This is a genomic window from Thalassospira sp. A3_1 (assembly GCF_017744215.1).
Lineage (GTDB): Bacteria > Pseudomonadota > Alphaproteobacteria > Rhodospirillales > Thalassospiraceae > Thalassospira > Thalassospira lucentensis_A.
This window is the reverse complement of the sequence record NZ_JAGHQQ010000001.1, coordinates 102,833-116,990: the sequence shown is the minus strand read 5'-3', so window position 1 is coordinate 116,990 and position 14,158 is coordinate 102,833. Positions and strand designations below refer to the sequence as shown.

General features: G+C 55.4%; 13 protein-coding genes. 7 read left to right on the top strand and 6 right to left on the bottom strand.

Going from position 1 to position 14,158, the window contains the following annotated elements; translation table 11 throughout:
* The first annotated feature begins 135 nt into the window (after positions 1 to 135).
* Together J7395_RS00535 and J7395_RS00530 are read left to right on the top strand one after the other, a co-directional pair.
* Positions 136 to 813, top strand: a complete 678-nt coding sequence (locus tag J7395_RS00535; protein ID WP_062953342.1) for a response regulator transcription factor — start codon at positions 136 to 138, stop codon at positions 811 to 813.
* Positions 814 to 932: 119 nt separating this feature from the next.
* Positions 933 to 1,631, top strand: coding sequence for a hypothetical protein (locus J7395_RS00530; protein ID WP_209220210.1), 699 nt, complete (start codon positions 933 to 935; stop codon positions 1,629 to 1,631).
* Between the two features lie 59 nt (positions 1,632 to 1,690).
* Here the strand turns inward: J7395_RS00530 and J7395_RS00525 are convergent, their stop codons facing one another.
* Positions 1,691 to 2,632, bottom strand: coding sequence for a DMT family transporter (locus tag J7395_RS00525; protein WP_209220209.1), 942 nt, complete (start codon positions 2,630 to 2,632; stop codon positions 1,691 to 1,693).
* Between the two features lie 97 nt (positions 2,633 to 2,729).
* On the opposite strand from J7395_RS00525, the gene J7395_RS00520 reads away from it, so the two are divergent.
* The gene (locus tag J7395_RS00520; protein ID WP_209220208.1) at positions 2,730 to 3,638 is read left to right on the top strand and encodes a LysR substrate-binding domain-containing protein; all 909 of its coding nucleotides are present in this window, start codon (positions 2,730 to 2,732) and stop codon (positions 3,636 to 3,638) included.
* Between the two features lie 56 nt (positions 3,639 to 3,694).
* Here the strand turns inward: J7395_RS00520 and purB are convergent, their stop codons facing one another.
* Positions 3,695 to 5,005: an adenylosuccinate lyase gene (gene purB, locus J7395_RS00515; RefSeq protein WP_062953346.1), complete on the bottom strand. Its 1,311-nt coding sequence runs from the start codon at positions 5,003 to 5,005 to the stop codon at positions 3,695 to 3,697.
* Between the two features lie 215 nt (positions 5,006 to 5,220).
* A complete protein-coding gene (locus J7395_RS00510) occupies positions 5,221 to 6,195 on the bottom strand; it encodes a LysR family transcriptional regulator (protein ID WP_247741910.1) in 975 nt (324 codons plus the stop codon).
* A gap of 29 nt (positions 6,196 to 6,224) precedes the next feature.
* Between J7395_RS00510 and J7395_RS00505 the strand changes: the two genes are divergently transcribed.
* Positions 6,225 to 7,301: an MBL fold metallo-hydrolase gene (locus J7395_RS00505; RefSeq protein WP_348541195.1), complete on the top strand. Its 1,077-nt coding sequence runs from the start codon at positions 6,225 to 6,227 to the stop codon at positions 7,299 to 7,301.
* A 239-nt stretch (positions 7,302 to 7,540) separates the two neighbouring features.
* The gene (locus J7395_RS00500) at positions 7,541 to 9,271 is read left to right on the top strand and encodes an HD domain-containing phosphohydrolase (RefSeq protein WP_348541194.1); all 1,731 of its coding nucleotides are present in this window, start codon (positions 7,541 to 7,543) and stop codon (positions 9,269 to 9,271) included.
* Between the two features lie 38 nt (positions 9,272 to 9,309).
* Here J7395_RS00500 and J7395_RS00495 read toward each other — a convergent pair whose 3' ends face one another.
* On the bottom strand, positions 9,310 to 10,080 hold the full coding sequence (locus J7395_RS00495; protein WP_209220206.1) for an SDR family oxidoreductase: 771 nt from the start codon (positions 10,078 to 10,080) through the stop codon (positions 9,310 to 9,312).
* Positions 10,081 to 10,324: 244 nt separating this feature from the next.
* Here J7395_RS00495 and ada point away from each other — a divergent pair, with 244 nt between their 5' ends.
* Both ada and J7395_RS00485 read left to right on the top strand, forming a co-directional pair.
* Complete coding sequence (ada, locus tag J7395_RS00490) at positions 10,325 to 11,413, top strand: bifunctional DNA-binding transcriptional regulator/O6-methylguanine-DNA methyltransferase Ada (protein WP_209220205.1); 1,089 nt, start codon at positions 10,325 to 10,327, stop codon at positions 11,411 to 11,413.
* A complete protein-coding gene (locus tag J7395_RS00485) occupies positions 11,410 to 12,123 on the top strand; it encodes a 2OG-Fe(II) oxygenase (RefSeq protein WP_209220204.1) in 714 nt (237 codons plus the stop codon). Before ada ends, J7395_RS00485 begins: the two co-directional genes overlap by 4 nt.
* A gap of 62 nt (positions 12,124 to 12,185) precedes the next feature.
* Here the strand turns inward: J7395_RS00485 and J7395_RS00480 are convergent, their stop codons facing one another.
* Positions 12,186 to 13,190 (bottom strand): dipeptide ABC transporter ATP-binding protein, encoded by a 1,005-nt coding sequence (locus J7395_RS00480; RefSeq protein ID WP_209220203.1) that lies wholly within the window; start codon positions 13,188 to 13,190, stop codon positions 12,186 to 12,188.
* Positions 13,187 to 14,158: an oligopeptide/dipeptide ABC transporter ATP-binding protein gene (locus J7395_RS00475; protein WP_209220202.1), complete on the bottom strand. Its 972-nt coding sequence runs from the start codon at positions 14,156 to 14,158 to the stop codon at positions 13,187 to 13,189. Before J7395_RS00475 ends, J7395_RS00480 begins: the two co-directional genes overlap by 4 nt.

Sequence of the window (14,158 nt, the reverse complement as noted above, 5' to 3'; positions counted from 1 at the left end):
GTTCGGATTTGCAAACCATTAGCCGGTTTCGTATTCTGTCCCTGGATCAAGAAAGATTTCTGGTTGCAGCCACGCGTTGTTTTGCTTGTTAATGTTCGGGCATGGTTGTGGGTCAGGTAGAGAAGGGCAAAGGCTTTGCGTATCCTGTTGGCAGACGATCACGATCTGGTTCGTGAAGCATTATCACTGCTGTTCCAGCAATATTTCGAAGGTTGTGAAGTGGTCGAGGCAGGCGCGCTTGACCCGGCACTGGAGCATATCGAGGCACAGAACGATTTCGATCTGGTGCTTCTGGATTTGCGGATGCCCGGCATGAACGGGCTTGAGGGGCTTAAACGCACTCTTGAAAAAGCAGCGAAAACAACTTCGGTTGTTTTGCTTTCGGGGGCCTATCGTAGCGAAGATGTGCGCCATGCCATTGAAAATGGCGCACAGGGCTTTATCCCCAAAACATTGCGCGGGCAGGCACTTGCCAATGCCATCCAACTGGTTCTGGCGGGCGAGAAATATCTGCCGTCCTCAATCCTGAACGATATGGGTGATGGTTTTGGCGGTGGTAGTGACGGCGAACCGCGCATGGCTGGCGGTTTTGGCAATGAAGGTGATTTCAGCCGCCTTACCCCGCGCGAACGCGAAGTTCTGGCGCTTCTGGCCGAAGGGCGTCCGAACAAGGATATTGCGCGTCACCTTGATCTGCGCGAAATCACGGTGAAATATCACCTGAAAAACATTTACCGCAAACTGCATGTGTCAAACCGGGCGCAGGCGGTAAAAATCGCACTGGAAGATATGGCGCGTACCGGAACGTTGTAGTATGCTTATCAAAGGCAGCGCTGTTTGACGCTCGAAACCCGGCTCGTGATTTCACGGGCCGTTTTCTTTGGCGGTTCGGGTTGCTCCCCTCGTAATGTCACCTGAAACGAGGAACTGAAATGACCACCCGTCTTGCCCTTGTTGGGGATTTCAACCCCGCCGTTACCGCCCATCAGGCCATCCCCAGAGCCATTGAAATCGCGGCTGCCGAAATCAGCATTTCCGTCGAATATGACTGGATCGCAACACCGCGTTTTGATGATGGGGCTGCGCCGATACTGTCTGGCTATGACGGGATGTGGTGTGTTCCGGCAAGTCCGTATCAAAGTCTTGAAGGTGCGCTTGCCGCGATCCGGTTTGTGCGCGAGAACGATATCGCGTTTTTTGGCACATGCGGCGGTTATCAGCATGCGGTTCTGGAATATGCACGCAATGTTCTGGGACTTGCCAATGCTGCGAATGCCGAAATTGATCCGGATGCGGAATTGCCGCTGATTGCGCCGCTGTCCTGTGCGCTGATTGATCAGGATGCCGGGATTGATCTGGCTGCGGGCAGTTTGATCCGTGCTCATTGCGGATCGGATCATCTGATTGAAACCTATCGGTGCAGTTATGGATTTAATCGTGATTATGCGGGGCTGCTGGCAGGGCAGGCGTTGCAGATTGGGGCATGGGATGCAGATGGCGATCCCCGTTCGGTGGAATTGCACAATCATCGTTTCTTTATCGGCACAGCCTTTCAGCCGGAACGATCCGCCCTGCGCGGTGAAAATCATCCGCTGATCACAGCCTTTATCAAAGCCGCATCGGCAAAATAATCCCATAAAAAAGCACCCCCGCGATCAGCACGGGGGTGCAGTCCTTGAGACGGAGAGTCTCAGGCACGTTCGGGCAGGTTGTGTGCCCGGACATTCGATGATGTTGTGTTTGTCGATGATGGCGGGGTTCTGCCCGACTGGATGATGAAAACACCCGACAGGATCATGGCGGTCGCAACGATATCGGTTGCGGAAACCGGTTCGCCCAAAATCAGACTGCCGGTCAGAAGGCCAATGACCGGCGGGATATAGGTGACCCCGGCGGTTTTGACCGCGCCCAGTTTCCCGATCAGAAAGTAATAGCACATATATGCAATGCCGGTGCCAAACATGCCAAGGCCGATGAATAGCCCGGTGGCAATTTTCCAGTTGGTGAAGATCGCATTCATGCCGGAAAAGTCGCAAATCAGCAGAAGCGTTAAAGCAGAAAGGCCAAGCTGATAGGTGCAAAGTGCAATTGGTGAAATGCCAAGGGGGCTCAGGAATTTGCGGACATAGACGAACGAAAGCCCGACACAGCCCGACCCGATGGCGACGTAAACCACACCCATCAGATCGATGCCCGACGTGCCACTTTCCCAAGGCTTGGCAATGATCAGGACACCGGCAAAGCCAAACAGCAATCCGCTGATTGAACGGATATTGACCGGTTCGCTGCGCAGGAAAATGGCCGCGGCGATAAAGGAAAACATCGGGATCACGCCGCTTAGCATTCCGGCAACGCTGGATGGCAGAAGGGCGATGCCCTTGGCAAAGGCGAGGTAATAAACGGTGGCCGCGAGAAGAGACATGACAATGAAATGGTGCACATAACGCAGATGCTGCCAATGCAGCACCTTGCGCGCCATCGCAAATGCCAGAACCGGCAGAAAGCCCATGATCACACGTACCGTCACCACCTGCATCGGCGATATCAGGCTGCTTGCCGTTTTGTTGAACAAAAAGGTCATGCCCCAGCACAGGGCAAGAAAGCCGAAAACGAGGTATGCGTTGTTCTTCATGGCCGGAGCTTTCGTGGGGATGATGTCATGATTGTAGGTTTGGCTGGAATGGCGTACAAATCATGTTATCTGGATCATGGGATAGAAAATCTGCATCATGAGTTCATATCCACCCCTGAATTCCTTGCGTGCATTCGAGGCTTCCATTCGACTGAATAGTTTTTCTCGTGCAGCGGAAGAACTGAACGTAACACCCGGTGCCGTCGGGCAGCAGATCAGAAAGCTTGAAGATTGGCTGGGTGTGGAATTGTTCGCCCGTTCGGTACGGCAGGTCAAACCAACCGCCGACGGGCTTGAATATGCCGCGCGCATATCGCCCGCCCTGCAGCAGATTAACGATGCCAGCCAGCATTTGCGCGGGCAGCGTGAACACATGGTGCGTGTGGTCATGCCGCCAAGCTTCGCCGCGAAATGGTTTTCCAAACGCATGGCGCGGTTTTTGATCGATTATCCGTCAACGTCACTTCACGTGGGCTCGTCAGTGCAATTCACGGATTTTGATCGCGATCCGGTCGACATCGCCGTGCGGTATTTTGACGGGAATGATGAAAAGCTTGAATCCGTCCTGATCTATCGCGGGCAGGCGGCGGCCTTCTGCTCGCCCGCCTATCGCGATCGGATGGGGTTTGAGCGCCCCGCCGATCTGGTACGTGCGACTTTGTTAAACGACATTCTGCATGACTGGTGGGAAGAATGGCTGGGCCAGTTTGCACGGATGAACCCGGGCGAGATTGCCGCAATCAAGCGCATTGAAATCGATCAGACATCTATGGCGATCGAGGCCGCGATCCACGGGCAGGGGGTTGTGATGGCCAACCCGTTACTGGCGGAGGAGGACGTGACGGAAGGCAAGCTGATCCATCTGTTTCCCGAACAGGTTCAGGTTGTTCCATTGGGATATTATCTGGTGCATCCGAAAAACCGGGAACTGCGCGGTCAGGTAAAGCTGTTTCGTGACTGGCTGCTGGGTGAGGCGCAGGAACTTTCCCTGTTGCAAAATACGTAAACAGAAAAGCCCCGGCCAATTGACCGGGGCTTTGATTTTAGTGTGCAGTGTTACCGTCAGTCAGCAAACACACGGGCGAAAATCGTGTCGACATGCTTGGTATGGTAACCAAGGTCAAACAGACTTTCGAGCGTTTCCATCGGGATCTTCGCGGTAACGTCTGCGTCGGTTTTCAGAAGCGACAGCAGATCGCCTTCGCGGTTCCAGACCTTCATCGCGTTACGCTGAACGATGCGATACGAATCTTCACGCGAAACGCCATGCTGCGTCAGCGTGAGGAGCACGCGCTGCGAGAAGACCAGACCACCCATCTGATTAAGGATTTCGTCCATCCGTTCCGGATAGACGACAAGGTTTTCAACCACATTGGTCAGGCGCATCAGCGCGAAGTCGAGAGTTACGGTCGCATCCGGGCCGATATTGCGTTCGACCGATGAATGCGAAATATCGCGTTCATGCCAAAGGGCAACGTTTTCCATCGCCGGGATCGCCATCGAACGGACAAGACGCGCAAGCCCGGTCAGGTTTTCGGTCAGAACCGGGTTGCGTTTGTGCGGCATTGCCGACGAACCCTTCTGCCCCTTCGAGAAGAATTCCTCGACTTCGCGGACTTCGGTGCGCTGTAGGTGGCGGATTTCAGTTGCCAGATGCTCGATGGAGGATGCGATAACACCAAGGGCTGCGAAATAGGCGGCATGACGGTCGCGCGGGATGACCTGGGTTGAAACCGGTTCGGGTTTCAGGCCAAGCTTGGCGGCAACATGTTCTTCGACCTGCGGGTCGATATTGGCGAATGTGCCGACAGCGCCGGAAATCGCACAGGTCGCGATCTCTTCGCGGGCGACCACCAGACGGTCGCGGTTGCGTTTAAACTCGGCATAGAAGGTTGCCAGTTTCAGGCCAAAGGTTACCGGCTCCGCGTGGATGCCGTGCGAACGCCCCATGCAGGCGATGTCCTTGGTTTCATAGGCGCGCTTTTTCAGCGCGGCCAGAAGCTTGTCCATGTCTTCAAGCAGGATGTCGGTTGCCTGAACAAGCTGAACGTTAAAGCAGGTATCGAGAACGTCGGAGCTGGTCATGCCCTGATGAACGAAACGGGCTTCCTCACCGACCTGTTCTGCCAGTTCCGTCAGGAAGGCGATCACGTCGTGTTTGACTTCGGCTTCGACAGCATCGATGCGGTCAATACGATCCTGGGTATAAGGCTTGTTGCCTTTTTCCCAGACCAGTTTGGCAGAGGCAGCCGGAATGACGCCCAGCTCGGCCAGTTTGTCGGCAGCGTGTGCCTCGATTTCAAACCAGATACGGAATTTGTTCGCCGGTTCCCAGATTGATGTCATCTGCGGACGGGAATAACGGGGGATCATGCAGTCGCCTCCGGGCAGGATGGTTGGGTGCCGGGTCATGACCAGATTGCGTGATCAGCGAAGTGCGATGCTGGTTCCGGCACGCTTTCAACGCGTCGGATAGTCCATATCGCTGCGATTGGCAACCCTGCATCGTAGGCTGTTTGCGTTCAGAGGCATCTTTGCCGGTGTTTTTGGGGCCGTTGCGCGGCGTTTCCGGATTTTCCTGCCGGACATTATTCACCGATTGCAGGCCATTTCCGATTGCGAATGTATTCAAGAAAGGCACGCATGGCCGCACTCGTATGGCGCCGGTTCGGATAATACAGATACCAACTCGGCAGCTTTTTCTTCCAATCGAAAAGCAATTCGACAAGTCTGCCCTGTTTGACATCTTTGCGGACGTAATCGTCAAACAGATGCGCGATGCCCGATCCTGCAAGGGCTGCCTGACGCTCCTGATGCGCCGAACTCAGCGTCAACCGGCCTTTCGGCGTGATTTCGACCTCATTCCCGTTGTTCGTGAATTTCCACGTCACCATGGTTCCGCCGGGAAAACGACGGCGAATACAATCATGCGCCAGAAGATCGTCCGGTGAACCGGGGCGCCCCCTCCTGCGCAGATAATCGGGGGAGGCCACAATTGCATATTGTAAGGCGGGACCCAGCGGCATCGCGATCATGTCCTGGGCAAGTTGATGTCCGAAACGCACACCGGCGTCGAAACCATGCTCGACAATATCGATGATTGCAGCCTCGCTGACGATTTCAACATTGATGTCGGGGTAAATTTCCATGAATTCAAAGGCCAGAGGGCACAGAACATGGTCGGCGGCCGGGCCCGGCGCATTGATCCGCACAGTACCGGATGGGTGTTCCCGAAGCTGGTTGAGATCGTCGATCGCTGTTCTGATGTCGTGAAGGGCAGGCCCAAGTCGCTCAAGAAGTCGTTCGCCTGCTTCGGTTGGCGAGACGCTGCGTGTCGTCCGGTTCAGCAACCGGATACCCAACGCTTCCTCAAGCACATTGACAGATTGGCTAATCGCAGAGGATGAGACACCCCTGTCGAGCGCGGCAGCTCTGAAGCCACCGCATCGCACAACGTCCTCAAATATCTCCAGGCTATCAAGGCGTAGCGATTTCATTGCAAAGCTCTGCTTAATAAGCTGATCCATTTTTGTTAGCTTATCTGTGCGCTCGATCTGTGTCATCCCTAGAAAAGGCATCGCCTACAGACGCCGTGCCGGACGACGCTGCAATCAAATACGACACCTGCAATCACAATTTGGACAGGATGATGAGTATGAGCGGAATTACATTGAATCGCAGAAAGATCATGCTGACAGCCGCATCGGCAGCAGCTGGACTGATCTTGCCAACCGGCGGTATGGCCTTTGCCCAGGCTGCTTCCGGCGCGTCGTCCCCGCTCCAAAACGGGAATGCGGGCGGAAATGTTGGCCATTACCGGTTTCGTGTCGGAGATGACATATCTGCAACCGTGTTGAGCGACGGGCTGATCGGTGGTCCACCCCGGATTTACGCCAGTAACGCGCCGGAGGCAGAATTGGAGGAAGTTCTCAGGCAAGCCTTTTTACCGACTGATCGCCTGACACTTAATCTCAATACGCTTCTTATCGAAACGAATAGCAGACGGATACTGCTTGAGGCGGGCGCCGGGCAGACGATGGGACCGCAGGGCGGTCGTCTGTTTGATAACTTGGCGGCAATCGGTTTGAGGCCTGAGGATATCGACATTGTGGTTGTTTCCCACACGCACCCGGATCATGTCGGAAATCTTCGGACAGCTGATGGTCGTAAGGCATTTCCACGCGCGACCGTTTTTGCGCCTCGTGCTGATTGGGATTTCTTTGTCGTCAACGATCCGGATCTTTCCTACATGCCGGTGCCCGAGGATTTCCGTCGTAATTTTGCCGCGGCCATCAAGCGGAGCGTCGAACCTGTTGCGAACGGGATCGAATTGTATGAACCCGGAGAAGAGATTATACCCGGTCTGATCACGCTTCCGGCATTGGGCCATACTCCTGGCATGGCGAACTTCCTCGTTCAATCAGGGAACGACCAGCTCCTGCTTACAGCCGACCTTGCTTATCATCCGATCGTTAATGTCGACCGATCATGGCTGCCGGGGCCGGATCGTGACAAGGAAGCGGCTCTTGCTTCTCGCCGGCGCATCTTTGACATGGCGGCAACTGACCGGCTTCTTGTTCTCGGTTTCCATTATCCGTTCCCGGGCCTTGGCCGAATGCTCAAGACGGATGTCGGCTATGCCTGGGTTCCTGCCTATTGGCAGTTTTGATCTTTCATCAATGGTGTAACATGCGCCAAACGCATTACTATCGCGGACCCTGTTTGGGGGCATAACGGCTTTATTACCGCTTTTTACCTGTGTGGAACTTGCCATCTGCTAAGATTATCTCAATCTCCTGATGGATATAGTTCGTAAAACGAACATTCCAGAACCAGCGCGGGCAAACCGTTCTGATCGCGAGTGGACACAGATAATGGCACGTATTTATGACCCGCATCGGGGATGATTTGAAAAATCCTCTGACTCGCACAGCCCGAGGCGCCGAGGCCGATGCGCGTTATCTTGCGCAGCTGGTGGATCTTGGTATTGCCCTGTCGGCAGAACAGGGTCGGGAGGAACTTCATCAGAAAATCCTGATGGCAGCCCGGCAGTTTACCAATGCCGATGGCGGGTCATTGTATCTGGTCAATAAGGATGAAACGGAACTTCAGTTTCGCATTCTGATGAACGATACGCTTGATACGTTTTTCGTGTCGGGCCGAGAACACGAGAAGCCGTTTCCACCCCTGCCGCTTTATGATGCGGACGGCAATCCCAATCACAAAAACATTGCAACCTATGTCGCGCTAAGCGGTGAAGCGATCAATATCGAGGATGCGTATTTCGCCGATGGGTTCGATTTTTCCGGCACGCGCGCCTTTGATGCCAAAACCGGTTATCGGTCTAAATCCTTCCTGACCGTACCGCTTAAAAATACGCGCGGCACTGTGATCGGCGTGTTGCAGCTGATTAATGCGCGCGACGATGCGGGCGATGTCATTGCCTTTGACCCGTTGATCGAACCGATCATCAATGCCCTGGCAAGCCAGGCGGCGGTCGCACTTGAAAACAGCCGCCTTTTGATGGCGCAGCGCGATCTGATGGAAAGTTTCGTACGCGTGCTGGGGCAGGCGATTGACGCCAAATCGCCCCATACCGCCCATCATTGCGAAAAGGTTCCGATCATTGCCCGCATGCTGGCCAAGGCGGCCGTCGATGAAAAGCAGGGCACTTTTTCCAATTTCTATCTGACCGATATGGAATGGTACGAGCTTGACCTTGCTGCGTGGCTTCATGACTGCGGCAAGATCACAACGCCCGATCATGTTGTCGAAAAGGCCACCAAACTTGAAACCATCCATAACCGCATTCACGAAATCCGCACCCGGTTCGAAGTCCTTAGGCGCGATGCTGAAATCGAGATGCTCAAGCGCAAGCTCGCGGGAGAGGATGCCCAAGTTTGCGATGATGATTTCAGTGCCCGGATCGCCGAACTTGAAAGCCAGTTTTCGATGGTTGCGCATAGCAACATTGGCGATGATGAGCTTGATAGTGATGCGGTCTTTGCCCTGCATGACATCGGCGGGCAGGAATGGGTGCGCTATTTTGATCGTACCATCGGGCTTTCATGGGCGGAAAATCAACGCCTGACCGAAGACGATCTTGCGCAATTCAGCCAGCCCGGTGTTGAAAAGCTTCTTGATGATCGTGCAGATCACGCATATCTCGGCTTTAACCGGGGTGAGCTTTATAACCTTTCGGTTCCGCGCGGCACCCTGACCTCCGAGGAACGAAAGGTTATCAATGACCATGTGGTGGTGACGCAGGAAATGCTGGCGCAATTACCTTATCCCAAGGAATTGCAGCGTATTCCCGCAATTGCAGGCAACCATCATGAAAAGATGGATGGTTCGGGCTATCCTAACGGTATGCTGGGCGAAGATATGGGCATCCTCGAAAAGGTGATGGTGATTGCCGATATATTCGAGGCCCTGACTGCGGTTGACCGTCCCTATAAACGGCCCAAAATGTTATCGGAATGCATCGCGATCCTGGCTGACATGCGCGACAAGGGGCAGATCGACAATGATCTGTTCGAATTGCTTCTGTCGTCGGGCGTTTACATCGAATACGGACGTAAATACCTGCAACCCGGACAGTGCGATGAAGTTGATATCACGCAGTTTTTGCGCAACTGAAAACGGACCGGACACGATGCATCCGGCCCGTCCCGTCATCAGGTCCGGTTGATTGAAACCCCGCCATCGGCAAGGAATGGCACGCCCGTCACAAAGCTTGCCGCGTCGGACGCCAGAAACAGGGCGGCCTGCGCCATTTCGGACGGTTTTGCCATACGTTTCAATGCATGCAGGCTGTTGACGAACTGCTCGACCTCCGGCCCGGCACCGGGTTTGTTGGTGATGCTGGCCGGGGTATCTGTTCCGCCGGGCAGAAGCGCATTGACCCGAATGCCCTGTGGTCCGTATTCGGCTGCCAGCGATTTCATCAATCCGATCATGCCCGCCTTGCTGGCGGCATAGGCGCCCATCCCGGGCATACCGACCGAATAGCCGACAAAGCTTGATGTCAGGATCAGCGAACCTGCACCATTGGCAAGCATCGCAGGCAATTGATATTTCGCCCCGAAAAATGCCGATGTCAGGTTGGTTTCGATCATTTCATGCCAGTCGTCGGTTGCCATATCGGGGATCGAAACAGACTCCCCGACCATCCCGGCATTATTGACCGCGATATCAAGCTTTCCGAAATGATCAAGGGCGGCCTCGACCAGTTGCCTTGATACATCTTCGCCCGTAAGACAGCCCGGCACTGAAATGGCCGTACCACCGGCATCACGGATATCGGCCATGATATCATCGAGCAATTCAGCACGTCTGGCATTCAGCACAAGTTTGGCACCCTGCCGGGCAAAAAGTTCGGCGATAGCGCGACCGATGCCGGAACTGGCCCCGGTGATGATTGCGGTTTTACCGTCCAGTGTGAACATGTTTCCATCTCCTGTGTCATGATAGGATGACCATCGTGGTGATAATGGCCCGATGGGGAGACGCTAGTTCGGGCAAGGCGGACGGGCACTCCGGTTATTGGCATTGAATTCGCGGAATTGACGGTTTTTCGTAGGTAGCGAATTTGAAAGCAAGGAACGGAGTGCGGCCCACGGGATGGACGATCAGAATGCCGGTCAAACGGATGCATCTGGCATCCTTGTGTTCTGATAAAGGAGCCATTCCATGTTGACGGAGACGAAATTGAGCAAGGCGATCCGCTGGATCAGTGACGAGGACAAGTGGCAGGCCGTGGCAAGTCGCGATGGTAAAGCTGATGGACAATTTTACTATTCGGTCGTAACCACCGGGGTTTATTGCCGACCATCCTGTGGTGCACGTCTGGCACGCCGGGAAAATGTCGCGTTCCATGCCAGTTGCGATGATGCCGAACAGGCGGGTTTCCGCCCGTGCAAACGGTGCCGTCCGAACACCGCATCGATTGCCGAACGCAATGCGGATGTCGTGGAAACGGCATGCGAAATCATCCGTAATGCCGAAGAAATGCCAAGTCTTGATGATCTGGCCACACAAGCCGGGATGAGCCGGTTTCACTTTCACCGGGTGTTTAAAGCGGTTACCGGTGTAACGCCAAAGGCCTATGCCGGCGCCCACCGGGCCGGTCGCGTGCGCGAGGAACTACGCAGCAGTAATACCGTGACCGAGGCAATCTATGACGCGGGTTACAATTCCAACAGCCGGTTTTATGAACGCGCATACAAGATGCTGGGCATGACGCCAAGCAGCTATCGCGCGGGGGGCAAGGGCGAGAAAATCCGGTTTGCGGTGGGGCAATGTGCGCTTGGCGCAATCCTTGGCGCGGCAAGCGCCAAGGGGATTTGCACGATCCTTCTGGGCGACGATCCCGATGCGCTGGTGCGCCAGTTGCAGGATGCCTTCCCCAAGGCGGATCTGATCGGCGGCGACCCGGCGTTCGAGGATTGGATGGCACAGATCATCGGTCTGGTCGAAGCCCCGCAGCTTGGCCACGACCTGCCGCTTGATATTCGCGGTACGGCCTTTCAGCAACGCGTCTGGCAGGCGCTTTCGGAAATTCCGGCTGGGACAAAGGCGAGTTATGCGGAAATCGCCGAAAAGATCGGATCGCCGCGTGCTACCCGTGCCGTTGCGCAGGCCTGTGGTGCCAACAGCATCGCGGTTGCCATTCCCTGCCACCGGGTGGTGCGCAAGGATGGCGATCTTTCGGGATATCGCTGGGGGGTGGAGCGCAAGAAAACCCTGCTGGATATTGAAAGCGGGGAGGCCGGGCAATGAACAAGATGACCCGTGACGGGATCGCATCGTTTGATTGGGAAAAGCATGCCCGCGAACTTGATGCCCATGGCTGTGCGATCCTTGAACACCTGATTGATCAGGACACATGCCGGGCATTGATCGCGCGTTATGACGAGCCGGAAACTTTTCGCAGCCATATCCATATGGCCCGGCACGGTTTCGGGCGCGGCGAATACAAATATTTCGCCTATCCCTTGCCCGATGTGATCGCGGGTTTGCGGCAGTCGCTTTATCCGCCACTGGCCGAAATTGCCAACCGCTGGAACCGGGCGATGGGAGTGGGGCGGCACTTTCCCGGCGATCACGCCCGGTTTGTTGCCCAATGCCATGACGTGGGGCAGACCCGCCCGACGCCGCTTTTGCTGCGTTATGGGGCAGGGGATTATAATTGCCTGCATCAGGATGTTTACGGCGATTGCGTGTTTCCTTTGCAGGTCGCGATCCTTCTAAGCGACCCGGAAACGGATTTTGAAGGCGGCGAATTTGTTCTGACCGAACAGCGCCCGCGTATGCAATCCCGCACCGAGGTCGTGCCGCTGATGCAAGGCGATGCCGTGATTTTCCCCGTCCACCATCGCCCTGTGGCGGGCACGCGCGGAACGTACCGGGTGAATATGCGACACGGTGTTTCCCGCCTGCGCGCCGGGTCACGGCATACGCTTGGCATCATTTTTCATGATGCCAAATAGAAAAATCGGGCCGTCGTGAGACGGCCCGGTCAAGTTGGGTGGTGCAAAGGGAGGTTGCCCTCCTACATCCGTTCGTGGAAATGGCAGGCGACCTGATGCTGATCGTTGATCATGTCAACGCTCGGCACATCGGTTGCACAGACATCTTTGGCAAACGGACATCTGGTACGGAACACGCAACCCGATGGCGGGTTGATCGGGCTGGGCAAATCACCGGTCAGCACGATGCGTTCCTTGGTGCGTTCGATTTCCGGGTCGGGGATAGGGACGGCAGAAATCAGCGCCTGCGTATAGGGGTGTTTGGGGGCGGCATAGATGCTGTCGCGGTCGGCAAGCTCCATAAGATTGCCCAGATACAGCACCAATATGCGGTGGCAGATATGACGTACGATCGAAAGATCGTGGCTGATGAAAATCAGTGACAGGTCAAATTCGCGCTGCAATTCCTGCAACAGATTAACGATCTGCGCCTGTATCGAGACATCAAGGGCTGAAACCGGTTCGTCGCAGATGATCAGTTTCGGTTCCAGGATCATCGCACGTGCAATGCCGATACGCTGGCACTGCCCGCCCGAAAATTCATGCGGATAGCGGTTGATCATCTGCGGCAAAAGCCCGACACGCGCCATCATGCGTTTGACGCGTGCCTTGATTTCGTCCTTACCCAGTTCCGGCTTATGGGTCACCAGCGGTTCGGCAATGATCTCGCCGATTGTCATACGCGGGTTCAGGCTGGCCAGCGGGTCCTGAAAAATGATCTGCAGGTCACGGCGCAGCGGTTGCATTTCGCGGTGTGGTGCCCCGACAATATCGCGACCCAGCCACACGACCTGCCCGTCGGTTGGCGGGATCAGTTGCAGGATCGCACGACCAAGGGTCGATTTGCCGCAACCGGACTCACCAACAATGCCAAGCGTCTCGCCGGGAAACAGGTCGAAATTGATCCCGTCGACGGCTTTCAGTTTACGCTCGGGACCGAAAAACCCTTTGCCCGGCAGGGAAAAGTGAACCTTGAGGTCACGCACGGACAGGATCGGGACGCTTTTCTTTTTACGGATCGCATTCATTGGCCGTCCTCCCGGAAGCAGGCACTGGCGCGACCGACGTCAAAGCCAAACAGGCCGGGGCGGGAAACACAGCATCGGTCCATCACATAGGCGCAACGTTCCTGATAGGCGCAGCCCTGTGGCAGGTTTTGCAGGTTGGGCGGTTGTCCGGGAATGGCAAACAGGTTTTCCTCGCTTGCGGTGTCGATGCGCGGCATCGATTTCAAAAGTCCCTCGGTATAGGGATGATGGCTGTCATAGAAAATGTCGCGCACCGTTCCGGTTTCGACAATCCGCCCGCCATACATCACCATCACCCGGTCACACAGGCCCGCGACCACGCCAAGATCATGGGTGATCATGACAATGGCTGTATTGAAATCCTTTTTAAGATCGCGCAACAGATCAAGGATCTGTGCCTGCACCGTCACATCAAGGGCGGTGGTTGGTTCATCGGCAATCAGGACCTCCGGATCGCACAGCAACGCCATGGCAATCATCACGCGCTGGCGCATGCCGCCGGAAAATTCGTGCGGATACATATGCACGCGCTGGGCCGCACCTGGAATACCGACACGATCTAGCATGTTGATCGCACGTTTAAGGGCATCGACCTCGGACATGCCGCGATGTTCCACCAGCACCTCGGTCATTTGTTTTGAGATTTTGAGGAACGGGTTAAGCGATGTCATCGGATCCTGAAAGATCATCGACATCGTGACACCGCGGATTTTGTTGAGCTGGCGCGACGGGATATTGAGAATATCCTTATCCTTGTAGCGCACGGTACCCGTGGCCTTGCCGTTCTTGGCGAGAAGTCCCATCACGGCAAGGAAAATCTGGGTTTTGCCCGATCCGGACTCGCCCACGACGCCAAGCGTTTCGCCCGGATCGATGTGGAAGTTGATGTCATTGACGGCCTCGACCTCGCCATCCGGGGTCTGGAAGCGGGCGCGAAGGTTTTCAACAGTCAAAATATGATTTGTCAT

Excerpts from the sequence above, each read along its gene's own strand:
- J7395_RS00530 (WP_209220210.1), top strand. The coding sequence starts at position 933 with ATGACCACCCGTCTTGCCCTTGTTGGGGATTTCAACCCCGCCGTTACC.
- J7395_RS00525 (WP_209220209.1), bottom strand. The coding sequence starts at position 2,632 with ATGAAGAACAACGCATACCTCGTTTTCGGCTTTCTTGCCCTGTGCTGG.
- J7395_RS00520 (WP_209220208.1), top strand. The coding sequence starts at position 2,730 with ATGAGTTCATATCCACCCCTGAATTCCTTGCGTGCATTCGAGGCTTCC.
- purB (WP_062953346.1), bottom strand. The coding sequence starts at position 5,005 with ATGATCCCCCGTTATTCCCGTCCGCAGATGACATCAATCTGGGAACCG.
- J7395_RS00510 (WP_247741910.1), bottom strand. The coding sequence starts at position 6,195 with ATGACACAGATCGAGCGCACAGATAAGCTAACAAAAATGGATCAGCTT.
- J7395_RS00495 (WP_209220206.1), bottom strand. The coding sequence starts at position 10,080 with ATGTTCACACTGGACGGTAAAACCGCAATCATCACCGGGGCCAGTTCC.
- ada (WP_209220205.1), top strand. The coding sequence starts at position 10,325 with ATGTTGACGGAGACGAAATTGAGCAAGGCGATCCGCTGGATCAGTGAC.
- J7395_RS00485 (WP_209220204.1), top strand. The coding sequence starts at position 11,410 with ATGAACAAGATGACCCGTGACGGGATCGCATCGTTTGATTGGGAAAAG.
- J7395_RS00480 (WP_209220203.1), bottom strand. The coding sequence starts at position 13,190 with ATGAATGCGATCCGTAAAAAGAAAAGCGTCCCGATCCTGTCCGTGCGT.
- J7395_RS00475 (WP_209220202.1), bottom strand. The coding sequence starts at position 14,158 with ATGACAAATCATATTTTGACTGTTGAAAACCTTCGCGCCCGCTTCCAG.